This window comes from Enterobacter sp. B79-1 (genome assembly GCF_057444735.1).
This window is the reverse complement of sequence record NZ_JBYAZJ010000003.1, coordinates 121,373-138,261: the sequence shown is the minus strand read 5'-3', so window position 1 is coordinate 138,261 and position 16,889 is coordinate 121,373. Positions and strand designations below refer to the sequence as shown.

The following is a 16,889-nucleotide window of genomic DNA, read 5'->3' as shown; positions in this document are numbered from 1 at the left end:
CGCGACGCATGAAAGCAGCGGCAAAAACGCTAAAACCAAAACGTCAGGAAGAACAGGCCAACTTTGTCAGTTGGCGTTTTGCGTTGCTTTGCGGCTGCATTTTACTGGCGCTGGGTTTCCTGCTGGGACGCGTGGCGTGGTTGCAAATCATCGCCCCTGACATGCTGGTGCGTCAGGGTGATATGCGCTCTCTTCGCGTGCAGGAAGTGTCGACGTCTCGCGGGATGATCACCGATCGCTCCGGTCGCCCTCTGGCGGTGAGCGTCCCGGTGAAGGCAATCTGGGCCGATCCGAAAGAGCTGCATGATGCAGGTGGGATCACGCTTGATAACCGCTGGAAGGCCCTTGCGGACGCGCTGAAGATGCCGCTGGACCAGTTAGCTTCACGTGTGAATACGAACCCGAGAGGGCGCTTTATCTATCTGGCGCGTCAGGTGAACCCTGACATGGCGGATTACATCAAAAAATTGAAGCTGCCGGGGATCCATCTGCGTGAAGAATCCCGCCGGTACTATCCATCCGGCGAAGTGACTGCTCACCTCATTGGCTTTACTAACGTTGATAGCCAGGGGATTGAAGGCGTTGAAAAAAGCTTTGATAAATGGCTCACCGGTCAGCCCGGCGAGCGCATTGTGCGCAAAGACCGCTATGGTCGCGTGATCGAGGATATTTCTTCAACCGACAGCCAGGCCGCACACAACCTTGCACTTAGTATCGATGAGCGGCTACAGGCGCTGGTTTACCGCGAGCTGAACAATGCCGTGGCCTTTAACAAAGCGGAATCGGGCAGTGCCGTGTTAGTTGATGTCAGCACGGGTGAAGTGCTGGCGATGGCCAATAGCCCGTCCTACAACCCTAACAATCTTACCGGTACGCAGAAGGATGTTATGCGTAACCGTACCATCACCGACGTGTTCGAACCGGGTTCAACCGTCAAGCCGATGGTGGTCATGACGGCACTTCAGCGCGGCATCGTCAATGAAAACACCGTACTGAATACTATTCCTTACCGCATTAACGGTCACGAAATCAAAGACGTGGCGCGCTACAGCGAATTGACCCTGACCGGGGTATTACAGAAGTCGAGTAACGTCGGTGTTTCAAAGCTGGCGTTAGCGATGCCGTCCTCAGCGTTAGTAGAGACTTACTCACGTTTTGGGCTTGGAAAGGCGACCAATTTGGGGTTGGTCGGAGAACGCAGTGGCTTATATCCTCAAAAACAACGGTGGTCTGACATAGAGAGGGCCACCTTCTCTTTCGGCTACGGGCTAATGGTGACACCGTTACAGTTAGCGCGAGTCTACGCAACGATCGGCAGCTATGGTGTTTATCGCCCGCTGTCGATTACCAAAGTTGATCCACCGGTTCCCGGTGAGCGTATTTTCCCGGAATCGACCGTCCGTACTGTTGTTCATATGATGGAAAGCGTGGCGCTGCCCGGCGGCGGTGGTGTGAAGGCGGCGATTAAAGGCTATCGCATCGCCATTAAAACCGGTACAGCGAAAAAAGTGGGGCCAGACGGCCGCTACATCAACAAATACATTGCCTATACCGCAGGCGTAGCGCCTGCAAGCAATCCGCGTTTTGCGCTGGTGGTCGTCATTAACGATCCACAGGCGGGTAAATACTACGGCGGCGCCGTCTCCGCGCCTGTGTTCGGGGCCATCATGGGCGGCGTATTGCGCACCATGAACATTGAACCGGATGCGCTGGCGACGGGCGACAAAAGTGAATTTGTAATTAATCAAGGCGAGGGTACAGGTGGCAGATCGTAATTTGCGCGACCTTCTCGCTCCGTGGGTGCCAAATGCACCGGAGCGAGCACTGCGAGAGATGGTACTGGACAGCCGTGTGGCTGCTTCCGGCGATCTTTTTGTGGCGGTGGTCGGTCATCAGGCGGACGGGCGTCGTTATATCCCGCAGGCGATTGCGCAAGGTGTTGCTGCCATTATTGCTGAGGCCAAAGATGAGGCAACCGACGGTGAAATCCGTGAAATGCACGGTGTGCCGGTTATCTATCTCAGCCAGTTAAATGAGCGTCTTTCTGCGCTGGCAGGGCGTTTCTATCACGAACCTTCCGACCAGTTACGTCTGGTTGGCGTGACGGGCACCAACGGTAAAACCACCACCACGCAGCTGATGGCGCAATGGGCGCAACTGCTGGGTGAAACCGGTGCCGTCATGGGGACCGTGGGTAATGGCCTGCTGGGTAAAGTGAGCCCGACGGAAAATACCACCGGCTCGGCAGTTGATGTACAGCATGTGCTTGCCGGGCTGGCAGAGCAGGGTGCAACCTTTGCTGCGATGGAAGTCTCTTCACACGGTTTGGTACAGCACCGCGTGGCCGCGCTGAAATTTGCGGCTTCGGTGTTTACCAACCTGAGCCGCGATCATCTTGATTACCACGGTGATATGGAGCACTACGAAGCCGCGAAATGGCTGCTCTATTCCACCCACCATCACGGTCAGGCCATCATCAATGCCGACGATGAAGTCGGTCGCCGCTGGCTGGCGAAGCTGCCGGATGCGGTTGCGGTGTCGATGGAAGACCATATCAATCCGAACTGCCACGGCCGCTGGCTGAAGGCCGTTGAGGTGAATTACCACGACAGCGGGGCGACAATCCGCTTTGCCTCTTCCTGGGGTGAAGGCGAAATTGAAAGCCGCCTGATGGGCGCATTTAACGTCAGCAACCTGCTGCTGGCGCTAGCCACACTGCTGGCGCTCGGCTATCCAATGGCTGACCTGCTGAAAACCGCTGAGCGGCTGCAGCCTGTTTGCGGCCGTATGGAAGTGTTCAGCGCGCCGGGTAAACCGACGGTTGTGGTCGACTACGCCCATACGCCGGATGCGTTGGGAAAAGCGCTGGAAGCGGCTCGCCTGCACTGTGCCGGTAAGCTCTGGTGCGTGTTTGGCTGCGGTGGCGATCGCGACAAGGGCAAACGCCCGCTGATGGGCGCTATTGCCGAGCAGTTTGCGGATATTGCGGTAGTGACCGATGACAACCCGCGTACCGAAGAGCCGCGCGCCATCATTAACGACATTCTGGCGGGCATGCTGGATGCGGGTCGTGCTCGCGTGGTGGAAGGCCGCGCGGAAGCGGTGACCAACGCCATCATGCAGGCTAAGGAAAACGACGTGGTTCTGCTGGCCGGGAAAGGCCATGAAGATTATCAGATTGTCGGCAATCGTCGTCTGGATTACTCGGACCGTGTAACGGCAGCTCGTCTGCTGGGAGTCGTGGCATGATTAGCCTCACGCTAAGCCAGGCCGCTGCGGTACTGCACGGCGAATTGCTGGGTCAGGATCTGACCATTGACGCTGTGACCACGGATACCCGCAAAGTGACCGCGGGTTGTCTGTTTGTGGCGCTGAAAGGCGAGCGTTTTGATGCGCATGATTTTGCACAGCAGGCCAAAGAGCACGGCGCAGGTGCGCTGCTGGTCAGCCGCAGGCTGGATATCGATTTGCCGCAGCTAGTGGTGAACGATACCCGTCTGGCATTCGGTGAACTGGCGGCATGGGTCCGTCAGCAGGTTCCGGCTCGCGTTGTTGCGCTGACGGGGTCGTCCGGAAAAACGTCCGTAAAAGAGATGACGGCGGCGATTCTCGGCCAGTGCGGAAACACACTTTATACTGCGGGCAACCTAAATAATGACATCGGCGTGCCGATGACATTACTCCGCCTGACCAAAGAACATGAATTTGCGGTGATCGAGTTAGGGGCAAACCACCAGGGCGAAATCGCCTGGACTGTGAGCCTGACTCGTCCGGAGGCGGCGCTGGTGAATAACCTGGCAGCCGCGCATCTGGAAGGTTTCGGGTCGCTGGAAGGCGTGGCGAAAGCCAAAGGCGAGATCTACACCGGCCTGCCGGTTGACGGTATTGCCATTATGAATGCCGACAACAATGACTGGCTGAACTGGCAAAGCATTATTGGTTCCCGTAAGACCTGGCGCTTCTCACCGAATGCCGCCAACAGTGACTTTACGGCGACCAATATCCATGTAACGTCCCATGGCACGGAGTTCACCCTCAACACCCCAACGGGTGGCGTGGATGTGCTGCTGCCTCTGCCGGGTCGTCATAACATCGCCAATGCGCTTGCGGCGGCGGCGTTGTCCATGGCGGTTGGCGCGTCGCATGATGCGATCAAAGCTGGGCTGGCGAATCTGAAAGCCGTGCCGGGGCGTCTGTTCCCGATTCAGCTTTCGGAAAACAAACTGTTGCTGGATGACTCCTACAACGCGAACGTTGGCTCGATGACGGCGGCGGTGCAGGTGTTGTCAGAAATGCCGGGCTACCGCGTGATGGTGGTTGGCGATATGGCCGAGCTGGGTGATGAAAGCGAAGCCTGTCATACCCAGGTCGGTGACGCGGCGAAAGCGGCGGGCATTGATTGCGTGCTGAGCGCAGGAAAACTGAGCCAGGCAATTAGCCATGCCAGCGGTGTAGGTGAACACTTTGCCGAAAAAGCGGCGTTGATTGAGCGCCTTAAAGCATTAATTACAGAAAAACAAATTGTGACAGTGTTAGTGAAAGGTTCACGTAGTGCCGCCATGGAAGAGGTTGTGCACGCATTACAGGAGAACGGGACATGTTAGTTTGGCTGGCCGAACATTTGGTCAAATATTACTCAGGCTTTAACGTCTTTTCCTATCTGACGTTTCGCGCCATTGTCAGCCTGCTGACTGCGCTGTTCATCTCGTTGTGGATGGGCCCGCGCATGATTGCCCGTCTGCAAAAGCTCTCTTTCGGCCAGGTTGTGCGTAACGACGGTCCGGAATCTCACTTCAGCAAACGCGGCACCCCAACGATGGGCGGGATCATGATCCTGACCGCGATCGTTGTTTCCGTGCTGCTGTGGGCGTATCCGTCCAACCCGTATGTGTGGTGTGTACTGACGGTTCTGGTGGGTTACGGGATCATTGGCTTCGTCGATGACTATCGCAAAGTGGTACGCAAAGACACCAAGGGCCTGATCGCCCGCTGGAAGTATTTCTGGATGTCGGTCATCGCGCTGGGCGTGGCCTTTGCGCTGTATCTGGCAGGCAAAGACACGCCAGCTACCGAGCTGGTCGTGCCGTTCTTTAAAGACGTGATGCCGCAGTTGGGGCTGTTCTATATCCTGCTTGCGTACTTCGTGATTGTCGGCACCGGTAACGCGGTGAACCTGACTGATGGTCTGGATGGCCTGGCGATTATGCCGACCGTCTTCGTGGCGGGCGGTTTTGCGCTGGTGGCCTGGGCGACCGGTAACATGAACTTTGCCAACTATCTGCATATCCCTTACCTGCGCCACGCGGGTGAACTGGTGATCGTCTGTACGGCGATTGTCGGCGCGGGGCTGGGCTTCCTGTGGTTCAACACCTATCCGGCGCAGGTCTTTATGGGTGACGTTGGTTCTCTGGCTTTGGGCGGTGCGCTCGGCATTATCGCCGTACTGCTGCGCCAGGAGTTTCTGCTGGTGATCATGGGCGGTGTGTTTGTGGTTGAAACCCTGTCGGTGATTTTGCAGGTCGGTTCCTTCAAGCTGCGCGGTCAGCGTATCTTCCGTATGGCGCCGATTCACCACCACTATGAACTGAAAGGCTGGCCGGAACCGCGCGTGATTGTGCGCTTCTGGATTATTTCGCTGATGCTGGTGCTGATTGGCCTGGCAACGCTGAAGGTACGTTAATCATGGCAGATTACCAGGGTAAAAAAGTCGTTATCATCGGGTTGGGCCTCACGGGCCTTTCCTGCGTGGACTTTTTCCTTGCGCGCGGCGTCACGCCACGCGTGATGGATACGCGTGTCTCTCCGCCGGGTCTGGACAAGCTGCCGGAACAGGTTGAACGCCACCTTGGTGGTCTGAATGATGACTGGCTGCTGGCCGCCGATCTGATTGTTGCCAGTCCGGGTATGGCGCTGGCGCACCCATCACTCAGCGCCGCATCCGATGCGGGCGTAGAGATTGTCGGGGACATCGAACTGTTCTGTCGAGAAGCGCAGGCTCCGATTATCGCCATTACCGGCTCAAATGGTAAAAGCACGGTCACTACGCTTGTCGGCGAGATGGCAAAAGCGGCGGGTAAGAACGTCGGTGTTGGCGGCAATATTGGCCTGCCAGCCCTGATGCTGCTGGATAAAGGCTGTGAGCTGTACGTGCTGGAACTTTCCAGCTTCCAGCTTGAAACCACCTCCAGCCTGCACGCGGCTGCCGCGACGATCCTCAACGTGACTGAAGATCATATGGACCGGTATCCCTTTGGTTTGCAGCAGTACCGCGCGGCTAAGCTGCGCGTTTATGAAAATGCGAAAGTCTGCGTGGTTAATGCCGACGACGCGTTGACCATGCCGGTGCGCGGTGCAGATGACCGCTGCATCAGCTTTGGGATCACCATGGGTGATTACCACCTGAACCGTCAGCAGGGTGAAACCTGGCTGCGCGTGAAGGGCGAAAAAGTGCTGAACGTGAAAGAGATGACGCTTTGCGGTCAGCATAACTACACCAACGCGCTGGCAGCACTGGCGCTGGCGGATGCCGTTGGCCTGCCTCGTTCTTCCAGCCTGAAAGCGTTGACCACATTTACCGGTCTGGCGCACCGCTTCCAGTTAGCACTGGAACATAACGGCGTGCGCTGGATTAACGACTCCAAAGCCACCAACGTGGGAAGCACGGAGGCCGCGCTGAACGGTCTTCACGTTGAGGGTACGCTGCATTTGCTGCTGGGTGGTGATGGAAAATCTGCAGATTTCTCCTCTCTGAAACAGTATCTCTCCGGAGATAACATCCGCCTGTACTGCTTTGGTCGTGACGGCAGCGAGCTGGCTGAACTGCGCCCGGAGATCGCCGAGCAAACTGAGACCATGGAACAGGCGCTGCGCCTGATCGCGCCGCGCGTGAAGCCAGGCGACATGGTGCTGCTCTCTCCGGCTTGCGCCAGCCTCGATCAATTCAAGAATTTCGAACAGCGTGGTGATGTCTTTACCCGCCTGGCGAAGGAGTTAGGCTGATGCGTTTATCTCTCCCTCGCCTGAAAATGCCGCGCCTGCCAGGATTTGGAATTCTGGTGTGGCTGTTTGCGGCACTGAAAGGCTGGGTGATGGCTTCCCGGGATAAGGATTCCGATAGCCTGATCATGTATGACCGCATGCTCTTCTGGCTTACGCTGGGGCTGGCGGCGATCGGCTTTATCATGGTGACCTCGGCCTCTATGCCGGTCGGGCAGCGTCTGGCTAACGATCCCTTCCTGTTTGCCAAGCGTGACGGGCTGTACATCATTCTGGCGTTCTGCCTGGCGCTGGTGACCTTACGTCTGCCGATGTCGTTCTGGCAGCGGCACAGTACAGCCATGCTGATTGCGTCCATTATCATGCTGCTGATCGTACTTGTTGTCGGGAGCTCCGTTAACGGGGCATCGCGCTGGATCGCCTTTGGTCCACTGCGTATTCAGCCTGCGGAATTTACCAAGCTGTCCCTGTTCTGCTACCTGGCGAACTACCTGGTGCGTAAGGTTGATGAAGTTCGTAATAACCTTCGCGGCTTCTTAAAGCCGATGGGCGTAATTCTGGTGCTAGCGATCCTGCTGCTGGCGCAGCCTGACCTTGGTACCGTGGTGGTACTGTTTGTCACCACGCTGGCGATGCTGTTCCTGGCGGGTGCAAAGCTGTGGCAGTTCATCGCCATCATCGGGATGGGGATTTCGGCGGTTGTGCTGCTGATCCTCGCCGAGCCTTACCGTATCCGCCGCGTGACCTCGTTCTGGAACCCGTGGGAAGACCCGTTCGGCAGCGGTTATCAGCTGACGCAGTCGCTGATGGCGTTTGGCCGCGGTGAAGTCTGGGGGCAAGGCCTGGGCAACTCGGTGCAAAAACTGGAGTATTTGCCGGAGGCACACACCGACTTCATCTTCTCCATTATTGGGGAAGAACTGGGTTATATCGGTGTGGTATTAGCGCTATTAATGGTATTCTTCGTCGCTTTCCGCGCCATGTCGATTGGCCGAAAAGCGCTGGAGATCGATCACCGCTTCTCAGGTTTCTTAGCCTGTTCAATTGGTATCTGGTTTAGCTTCCAGGCATTGGTTAACGTCGGGGCCGCAGCGGGTATGCTGCCGACTAAGGGCCTGACGTTGCCGCTGATCAGTTATGGTGGTTCGAGTCTGTTGATCATGTCGACGGCCATCATGTTTTTGTTGCGCATAGATTATGAGACGCGTCTGGAGAAAGCCCAGGCGTTTACACGAGGTTCACGATGAATCAACCGAAGCGGTTAATGGTGATGGCAGGCGGTACCGGCGGACACGTGTTTCCGGGGCTGGCGGTTGCGCACCATTTAATGGATCAGGGCTGGCAGGTACGCTGGCTGGGAACCGCAGACCGCATGGAGGCCGATCTGGTACCGAAACACGGTATTGAGATCGACTTTATACGTATTTCTGGCCTGCGAGGCAAAGGTCTCAAGGCAATGCTGCTGGCACCGGTGCGTATTTTTAACGCCTGGCGTCAGGCCCGCACCATCATGAAGCAGTTTAAGCCTGATGTGGTGCTGGGAATGGGCGGGTACGTGTCTGGTCCTGGTGGGCTGGCGGCGTGGTCCCTGGGCATCCCGGTTGTGCTGCATGAGCAGAACGGTATCGCCGGTCTGACCAACAAGTGGCTGGCGAAAATTGCCACCAAAGTGATGCAGGCATTCCCCGGCGCATTCCCGAAAGCAGACGTCGTCGGAAACCCGGTGCGCGTCGATGTGCTGGCGCTGCCGCTGCCTGACGCTCGCCTCAATGGTCGTGAAGGTCCGGTACGCGTGCTGGTCGTCGGTGGTTCTCAGGGGGCACGCATCCTGAACCAGACGATGCCGCAGGTGGCCGCAAAGCTGGGCGATGCCGTGACCATCTGGCATCAGAGCGGTAAAGGTGCTCAGCAGACCGTTGAGCAGGCTTACGCCGAAGCGGGGCAACCGCAGCACAACGTAACGGAATTTATTGACGATATGGCCGCAGCTTATGCCTGGGCCGATGTCGTGGTCTGTCGTTCTGGCGCATTAACGGTGAGCGAAATCGCTGCCGCGGGTCTGCCAGCGCTGTTTGTGCCGTTCCAGCACAAAGACCGACAGCAGTACTGGAATGCGCTGCCGCTAGAGAAAGCCGGTGCCGCGAAGATTTTTGAGCAGCCACAATTTACCGCCGATGCGGTCGCCACCACTCTGGCGGGCTGGAACAGAGACGCATTGCTGGAAATGGCACAGCGCGCGCGCGCGGCGGCTATCCCGGATGCAACGGAACGAGTGGCAAAAGAAGTGAGCCTGGCAGCCCAGGCTTAACCCTCGCAGCGCGTGAAGCGCGGCACGAATTTTTAAGTAGTCGATGGCGTTTAGAGAATGAATACACAACAACTGGCAAAACTGCGTTCTATCGTGCCCGAGATGCGTCGCGTCCGGCACATTCACTTTGTTGGCATCGGTGGTGCTGGCATGGGCGGTATTGCCGAAGTGTTAGCTAACGAAGGTTATCAGATCAGCGGGTCTGACCTGGCGCCAAACCCTGTCACGCAGCAGCTGGCGTCGCTTGGGGCGACTATCTATTTCAACCATCGCCCGGAAAACGTGCGCGATGCGAGCGTGGTGGTGGTGTCGAGCGCCATCTCCTCTGACAACCCGGAAATCGTTGCCGCACATGAAGCGCGTATTCCGGTGATCCGCCGCGCTGAGATGCTGGCGGAACTGATGCGTTTTCGTCACGGTATCGCCGTTGCGGGCACGCACGGTAAAACCACAACCACGGCTATGGTATCCAGCATTTATGCGGAAGCGGGTCTGGACCCGACGTTCGTTAACGGTGGCCTGGTGAAAGCGGCAGGCGTCCATGCGCGTCTGGGCCACAGCCGTTACCTGATTGCGGAAGCGGATGAGAGCGATGCGTCGTTCCTGCACCTGCAGCCGATGGTGGCGATTGTCACCAATATCGAAGCTGACCATATGGATACTTACCAGGGCGACTTCGAAAACTTAAAGCAGACGTTTATTAACTTCCTGCACAACCTGCCGTTCTATGGCCGTGCGGTAATGTGCGTTGACGATCCGGTGATCCGCGAGCTGCTGCCGCGCGTCGGGCGTCAGATCACCACTTATGGCTTCAGCGAAGATGCTGATGTTCGTGTGGAAGAGTACAAACAGATTGGTGCGCAGGGGCATTTCACCCTGGCGCGTCAGGACAAAGAACTGCTGCACGTGACGTTGAATGCGCCAGGTCGCCACAACGCCCTGAATGCGGCGGCGGCAGTTGCGGTAGCGACGGAGGAAGGCATTGATGATGATGCGATCCTGCGCGCGCTGGAAAGCTTCCAGGGTACAGGCCGTCGCTTCGACTTCCTGGGTGAATTCCCGCTGGACGCAGTGAACGGTAAACCGGGTTCCGCGATGCTGGTAGACGATTACGGTCACCACCCAACGGAAGTGGACGCCACGATCAAAGCGGCTCGTGCGGGCTGGCCGGACAAAAATCTGGTGATGATTTTCCAGCCCCACCGCTACACCCGTACCCGCGATCTGTATGACGATTTCGCCAACGTGCTGTCGCAGGTGGATACGCTGCTGATGCTGGATGTTTATTCAGCGGGCGAAACTCCGATTCCGGGGGCAGACAGCCGTTCTTTGTGTCGTACCATTCGTGGACGCGGTAAAGTGGACCCTATTTTGGTTTCTGAACCCGCTCAGGTGGCTGAGATTCTGGCACCGGTATTGACGGGCAATGATTTGATTCTGATTCAGGGTGCGGGAAATATCGGCAAAATCGCCCGTACCTTAGCTGAAATCAAACTGAAGCCGCAAACTCCGGAGGACGAGTGTCATGGCTGATAAGATTGCTGTCCTGTTTGGCGGCACCTCCGCCGAGCGCGAAGTGTCCCTGAATTCTGGCACTGCCGTTCTGGCGGGCCTGCGTGAAGGTGGCGTCGATGCGCATCCGGTCGATCCGAAAGAGATTGATGTGACCCAGCTGAAAGCGATGGGCTTCGATAAAGTTTTCATTGCGCTGCACGGTCGTGGCGGTGAAGACGGTACATTGCAAGGGCTGCTGGAGTTAATCGGCCTGCCGTACACCGGCAGCGGCGTGATGGCGTCCGCCATTTCCATGGATAAACTGCGCAGCAAACTGCTGTGGCAGGGCGCGGGTCTCCCCGTTGCGCCATGGGTTGCTCTGACGCGTACTGAATTTGAATTGGGCCTCTCGGACAGCGTTAATACACGCATTGCCGCGCTGGGCTTACCGGTTATTGTTAAGCCGAGCCGTGAAGGGTCGAGCGTCGGGATGTCTAAAGTTGATAAAGCTGAGGATTTATCTGCCGCTTTAACATTGGCATTTCAACATGATGAAGAAGTTCTGATTGAAAAATGGCTCAGCGGGCCGGAATTTACTGTTGCGATGCTTGGCGAAGAAATTTTACCGTCAATTCGCATCCAACCCGCCGGAGTCTTCTATGATTATGAGGCGAAGTATCTCTCTGATGAGACGCAATATTTCTGTCCAAGTGGTCTTGAAGCAGAACGTGAAGCCGAATTACAGTCTCTGGTGCTCAAAGCCTGGAATGTTTTAGGCTGCCGCGGCTGGGGACGCATTGATGTCATGCTCGACGGTGACGGGCAATTTTACCTGCTGGAAGCCAACACCTCACCCGGTATGACGAGCCATAGCCTTGTACCGATGGCAGCGCGTCAGGCGGGGATGAGCTTCTCACAGTTAGTCGTACGTATTCTGGACCAGGCGGGCTGATATGTCTCAGGCTGCATTGAACACGCGCAACCGCGATGAAGAGGAAGAATATACGTCTTCACGCCGGAGTAATGGAACGCGTCTTGCAGGAATTATCTTCCTGCTCGGGGTGCTGTGCACCGTGTTTATCAGCGGCTGGATGGTGCTGGGCTGGATGGAAGATGCGCAGCGTTTACCGCTCTCTAAGCTGGTGGTGACCGGCGAGCGTCACTACACGCGTAACGATGATATTCGCCAGTCTATTCTGGCCCTGGGCTCACCTGGCACCTTTATGACCCAGGACGTCAATATTATCCAGAGCCAGATTGAACGTCTGCCGTGGATAAAACAGGCGAGTGTAAGAAAGCAATGGCCTGATGAATTGAAGATTCATCTGGTTGAATATGTGCCCATTGCGCGTTGGAATGATCAGCACATGGTAGACGTAGACGGAAATTCCTTCAGCGTCCCAAGCGATCGCGTCAACAAGCAAAATTTACCGATGTTGTATGGCCCTGAAGGCAGCGAAAACGAAGTGTTACAAGGTTTCCGCGAGATGGGGCAGGTGCTGGCTAAGGATCGCTTTACGTTAAAAGATGCCGCAATGACGGCGCGCCGCTCCTGGCAACTGACGTTAACGAACGGGATCAAGCTCAACCTTGGCCGCGGCGACACAATGAAACGTCTGGCGCGATTTGTAGAACTTTACCCGGTTTTACAGCAGCAGGCGCAGACGGACGGCAAACGGATAAGCTACGTTGATTTGCGCTATGACTCAGGCGCAGCAGTCGGTTGGGAGCCGGCTCCGGTCGAGGAACCTAATCAGCAACAGAATCAGGCACAGGTACAGGCAGAACAACAATGATCAAGGCGACGGACAGAAAACTGGTAGTTGGACTGGAGATTGGCACCGCGAAGGTTGCCGCTTTAGTAGGGGAAGTTCTGCCCGACGGTATGGTCAATATCATTGGCGTGGGGAGTTGCCCATCCCGTGGTATGGATAAAGGTGGGGTAAACGACCTTGAGTCGGTGGTGAAATGCGTTCAGCGCGCCATCGATCAGGCTGAATTAATGGCAGATTGCCAGATTTCTTCTGTCTATCTGGCCCTTTCTGGCAAGCACATCAGCTGCCAGAACGAAATCGGTATGGTGCCGATTTCAGAAGAAGAAGTGACGCAGGAAGATGTAGAGAATGTTGTGCATACGGCGAAGTCCGTGCGCGTGCGCGATGAGCATCGCGTACTGCACGTGATCCCGCAGGAATATGCGATCGACTACCAGGAAGGGATTAAGAATCCGGTGGGTCTTTCCGGCGTACGTATGCAGGCAAAAGTGCACCTGATCACATGTCACAACGATATGGCGAAGAACATCGTTAAAGCCGTTGAACGTTGTGGACTGAAAGTTGACCAACTTATTTTCGCCGGTCTGGCCGCGAGTTATTCCGTGCTGACCGAAGATGAACGTGAACTGGGCGTCTGTGTGGTCGATATTGGTGGTGGTACAATGGACATGGCTGTCTATACCGGCGGCGCGTTGCGCCACACCAAAGTGATCCCTTACGCAGGGAACGTTGTGACCAGCGATATTGCCTACGCCTTTGGTACGCCACCGAGCGATGCAGAGGCAATTAAAGTCCGCCACGGTTGCGCACTGGGTTCTATCGTGGGCAAAGATGAGAGCGTTGAAGTGCCGAGCGTAGGTGGTCGTCCACCGCGCAGCCTGCAGCGCCAGACGCTGGCAGAGGTAATTGAGCCGCGCTATACCGAGCTGCTCAACCTGGTCAACGAAGAGATTTTGCAGTTACAGGAACAGCTTCGTCAGCAGGGTGTTAAGCATCATCTTGCGGCGGGGATTGTATTAACCGGCGGGGCAGCGCAAATTGAAGGTCTTGCGGCCTGCGCTCAGCGCGTGTTCCATACGCAGGTGCGTATTGGTGCGCCGCTGAATATCACCGGTTTAACGGATTACGCTCAGGAGCCGTATTATTCAACGGCCGTGGGCCTGCTGCACTACGGGAAAGAATCCCATTTGAGTGGTGAGGCAGAAGTGGAAAAACGCGTCTCGGTGGGGTCGTGGGTCAAACGACTTAACACCTGGTTGCGAAAAGAGTTTTAATTTTTTTAAGAGACCGGAGAGAATTAGCGGTCTCGGGCGACAGGCACAACGGAGAGAGAGATTATGTTTGAACCTATGGAACTGACCAACGACGCGGTGATTAAAGTCATCGGCGTCGGTGGCGGCGGCGGTAACGCCGTAGAGCATATGGTGCGTGAACGCATTGAAGGTGTTGAATTCTTTGCAGTTAACACCGATGCGCAGGCACTGCGTAAGACGGCAGTTGGCCAGACTATCCAGATCGGCGGTGGCATCACCAAAGGGCTGGGCGCTGGGGCTAACCCGGAAGTCGGTCGCAACGCGGCTGAAGAAGATCGTGAAGCCCTGCGTGCTGCACTGGAAGGTGCGGATATGGTCTTCATCGCAGCGGGCATGGGCGGCGGTACCGGTACCGGTGCAGCACCTGTCGTGGCTGAAGTGGCAAAAGATTTAGGTATCCTGACCGTTGCTGTCGTGACCAAGCCTTTCAACTTCGAAGGCAAGAAGCGTATGGCCTTCGCGGAGCAGGGTATCACCGAGCTGTCCAAACATGTGGACTCTCTGATTACCATCCCGAACGACAAACTGCTGAAAGTTCTGGGTCGCGGTATTTCCCTGCTGGACGCCTTTGGCGCAGCAAACGACGTGCTGAAAGGCGCGGTTCAGGGTATCGCTGAACTGATTACCCGCCCTGGTCTGATGAACGTTGACTTTGCAGACGTTCGTACCGTGATGTCCGAAATGGGCTACGCGATGATGGGCTCTGGCGTGGCGAGCGGTGAAGACCGTGCAGAAGAAGCGGCTGAAATGGCTATCTCTTCTCCACTGCTGGAAGATATCGATCTGTCTGGTGCGCGCGGCGTGCTGGTCAACATTACCGCTGGCTTTGACCTGCGTTTGGATGAGTTCGAAACCGTGGGTAACACCATCCGTGCGTTCGCCTCTGACAACGCTACTGTGGTAATCGGTACCTCCCTTGACCCTGAAATGAACGACGAACTGCGCGTTACTGTTGTTGCCACCGGGATCGGTATGGACAAGCGTCCTGAGATCACGCTGGTCACCAACAAACAGACTCAGCAGCCGGTGATGGATCGTTACCAGCAGCACGGTATGTCTCCACTGACTCAGGAGCAGAAACCGGCCGCGAAAGTGGTAAACGACCCGACTCCACAAACGGCAAAAGAGCCAGATTATCTGGATATCCCGGCGTTCCTGCGTAAGCAAGCTGACTAGGAATTGGCTGGAATTTGGGGATTTTCGCTCTTTGTGCTAAACTGGCCCACCGTTAGTGATATACACTCTCGGTTGGATAGTTAATTTGGCGAGATTATACGATGATCAAACAAAGGACACTTAAACGTATCGTTCAGGCGACTGGTGTCGGTTTACATACCGGCAAGAAAGTCACCCTGACGCTGCGCCCTGCGCCGGCCAATACCGGGGTCATCTATCGTCGCACCGACTTGAATCCACCGGTAGATTTTCCGGCCGATGCCAAATCTGTGCGTGATACAATGCTCTGTACTTGCCTGGTGAACGAGCATGACGTGCGGATTTCTACCGTAGAGCACCTGAACGCCGCCCTGGCGGGTCTGGGTATCGACAACATTATTGTTGAAGTCGATGCACCAGAAATCCCGATCATGGATGGTAGTGCTGCACCGTTCGTCTATCTGTTGCTGGATGCCGGCATCGAAGAACTGAACTGCGCGAAGAAATTTGTTCGCATCAAAGAGACCGTTCGTGTCGAAGATGGCGACAAGTGGGCTGAATTCAAACCGTACAATGGTTTCTCGTTGGACTTTACCATCGACTTTAACCATCCGGCGATTGACTCCAGCACCCAGCGCTATGCTATGAACTTCTCTGCTGATGCGTTTATGCGTCAGATCAGCCGTGCTCGTACGTTCGGCTTTATGCGTGATATCGAATATCTGCAGTCCCGCGGCCTGTGCCTGGGCGGTAGCTTCGATTGTGCCATCGTTGTTGACGATTATCGCGTACTGAACGAAGACGGCCTGCGTTTTGAAGATGAATTCGTTCGTCACAAAATGCTGGATGCGATCGGCGACCTGTTTATGTGTGGTCACAACATCATTGGTGCATTTACCGCGTTTAAATCCGGTCATGCGCTGAACAACAAATTGTTGCAGGCCGTCCTGGCAAAACAGGAAGCCTGGGAATATGTGACCTTTGAAGACGAAGCTGAACTGCCGCTGGCCTTCAAAGCACCAAACATGGTTCTGGCGTAACGGTCTATACCGTTCGTAAAAAATCGACTGGTTAACCTGGTACTCTCTCCGACCAGGAAGGCCAGTCGTTTTTATTTTTACACTTCTTTGTTATCCCCGGTTTATCCTCACGCCCGTCTGGCGTAGAAAATCTTTGCGTTAGCTGCATTCTTGACCGTTTTTCCCTGCTGCATTACGTCATTCCTGCTGCTGCGCATTGGCTTTAGTGGTAATATCTGGGCGCTAAAAAGAATAACTGAACTCAGTCTCTGCAAGGCTGGCTTATTGGGTGGAGCAGGTGAGCGGAATACTGACGCGCTGGCGACAATTTGGCAGACGTTACTTCTGGCCGCATCTCTTATTGGGGATGGTCGCGGCGAGCCTCGGCTTGCCTGCGCTCAGCAACAGTGCTGAAGCGGCAACACCGACAAAAACCTCCACCACCAAGCACGATCTCACCACGCGGGTTAATTTTACCAGCCTCGCACTGCTTGAAGCGAATCGCCGCCCAAACTTCTCGGTTGATTACTGGCATCAACACGCTATCCGCACGGTTATCCGCCATCTGTCCTTCGCGATGGCACCGCAGACCATGCCTGTTGCTGAAGAGACGCTGCCGGTTCAGGCTCAGCACCTTGCTCTGCTGGACACGCTCAACGCGCTGCTCACGCAGGACAGCCAGCCGCCGGTCATGGTTCGTCAGACGGCGCAATTCGCATTCATTCCGCCTGCCACATTTTCTGTCTCGACATGGATAAGCCAGGTTCACGGCATCCGTGCCGGACCGCAACGCCTCAGCTAAATTAACCTTATTTCAATACCTTAATTT

14 protein-coding genes are annotated in these 16,889 nt (G+C 55.9%); all 14 read left to right on the top strand.

What is annotated here, in order from left to right; all coding sequences use genetic code 11:
- Positions 1-8: 8 nt before the first annotated feature.
- Entirely contained in the window at positions 9-1,775 is a 1,767-nt protein-coding gene (locus AC2T6E_RS11030; protein ID WP_010426990.1) for a peptidoglycan glycosyltransferase FtsI, read from the top strand.
- The gene (gene murE, locus AC2T6E_RS11025; RefSeq protein WP_486691692.1) at positions 1,762-3,249 is read left to right on the top strand and encodes a UDP-N-acetylmuramoyl-L-alanyl-D-glutamate--2,6-diaminopimelate ligase; all 1,488 of its coding nucleotides are present in this window, start codon (positions 1,762-1,764) and stop codon (positions 3,247-3,249) included. The genes AC2T6E_RS11030 and murE overlap by 14 nt, the downstream gene beginning before the upstream one ends.
- Positions 3,246-4,604 carry a UDP-N-acetylmuramoyl-tripeptide--D-alanyl-D-alanine ligase gene (murF, locus tag AC2T6E_RS11020; RefSeq protein WP_089599186.1) on the top strand — a complete coding sequence of 453 codons (1,359 nt, stop codon included), beginning with the start codon at positions 3,246-3,248 and terminating at the stop codon, positions 4,602-4,604. Before murE ends, murF begins: the two co-directional genes overlap by 4 nt.
- Positions 4,598-5,680, top strand: coding sequence for a phospho-N-acetylmuramoyl-pentapeptide-transferase (gene mraY / locus AC2T6E_RS11015; RefSeq protein WP_003856353.1), 1,083 nt, complete (start codon positions 4,598-4,600; stop codon positions 5,678-5,680). Before murF ends, mraY begins: the two co-directional genes overlap by 7 nt.
- Positions 5,681-5,682: 2 nt before the next feature.
- Positions 5,683-6,999 (top strand): UDP-N-acetylmuramoyl-L-alanine--D-glutamate ligase, encoded by a 1,317-nt coding sequence (gene murD / locus AC2T6E_RS11010; RefSeq protein ID WP_042718665.1) that lies wholly within the window; start codon positions 5,683-5,685, stop codon positions 6,997-6,999.
- Positions 6,999-8,243 (top strand): cell division protein FtsW, encoded by a 1,245-nt coding sequence (gene ftsW, locus AC2T6E_RS11005; RefSeq protein ID WP_042718662.1) that lies wholly within the window; start codon positions 6,999-7,001, stop codon positions 8,241-8,243. Before murD ends, ftsW begins: the two co-directional genes overlap by 1 nt.
- The gene (gene murG, locus AC2T6E_RS11000; RefSeq protein WP_108417093.1) at positions 8,240-9,304 is read left to right on the top strand and encodes an undecaprenyldiphospho-muramoylpentapeptide beta-N-acetylglucosaminyltransferase; all 1,065 of its coding nucleotides are present in this window, start codon (positions 8,240-8,242) and stop codon (positions 9,302-9,304) included. The genes ftsW and murG overlap by 4 nt, the downstream gene beginning before the upstream one ends.
- 57 nt (positions 9,305-9,361) lie before the next feature.
- The gene (gene murC, locus AC2T6E_RS10995) at positions 9,362-10,837 is read left to right on the top strand and encodes a UDP-N-acetylmuramate--L-alanine ligase (RefSeq protein ID WP_486691682.1); all 1,476 of its coding nucleotides are present in this window, start codon (positions 9,362-9,364) and stop codon (positions 10,835-10,837) included.
- Positions 10,830-11,750, top strand: a complete 921-nt coding sequence (locus AC2T6E_RS10990; RefSeq protein WP_337256868.1) for a D-alanine--D-alanine ligase — start codon at positions 10,830-10,832, stop codon at positions 11,748-11,750. The genes murC and AC2T6E_RS10990 overlap by 8 nt, the downstream gene beginning before the upstream one ends.
- Position 11,751: 1 nt before the next feature.
- Entirely contained in the window at positions 11,752-12,594 is an 843-nt protein-coding gene (gene ftsQ, locus AC2T6E_RS10985; RefSeq protein WP_010426973.1) for a cell division protein FtsQ, read from the top strand.
- Positions 12,591-13,847: a cell division protein FtsA gene (ftsA, locus tag AC2T6E_RS10980; protein WP_010426970.1), complete on the top strand. Its 1,257-nt coding sequence runs from the start codon at positions 12,591-12,593 to the stop codon at positions 13,845-13,847. The genes ftsQ and ftsA overlap by 4 nt, the downstream gene beginning before the upstream one ends.
- A 63-nt stretch (positions 13,848-13,910) precedes the next feature.
- Positions 13,911-15,062 (top strand): cell division protein FtsZ, encoded by a 1,152-nt coding sequence (ftsZ, locus tag AC2T6E_RS10975; RefSeq protein WP_008501978.1) that lies wholly within the window; start codon positions 13,911-13,913, stop codon positions 15,060-15,062.
- Between the two features lie 101 nt (positions 15,063-15,163).
- Positions 15,164-16,081, top strand: a complete 918-nt coding sequence (gene lpxC / locus AC2T6E_RS10970; RefSeq protein ID WP_010426966.1) for a UDP-3-O-acyl-N-acetylglucosamine deacetylase — start codon at positions 15,164-15,166, stop codon at positions 16,079-16,081.
- Positions 16,082-16,358: 277 nt separating this feature from the next.
- A complete protein-coding gene (gene secM, locus AC2T6E_RS10965) occupies positions 16,359-16,862 on the top strand; it encodes a secA translation cis-regulator SecM (protein WP_320743636.1) in 504 nt (167 codons plus the stop codon).
- Positions 16,863-16,889: the final 27 nt, after the last annotated feature.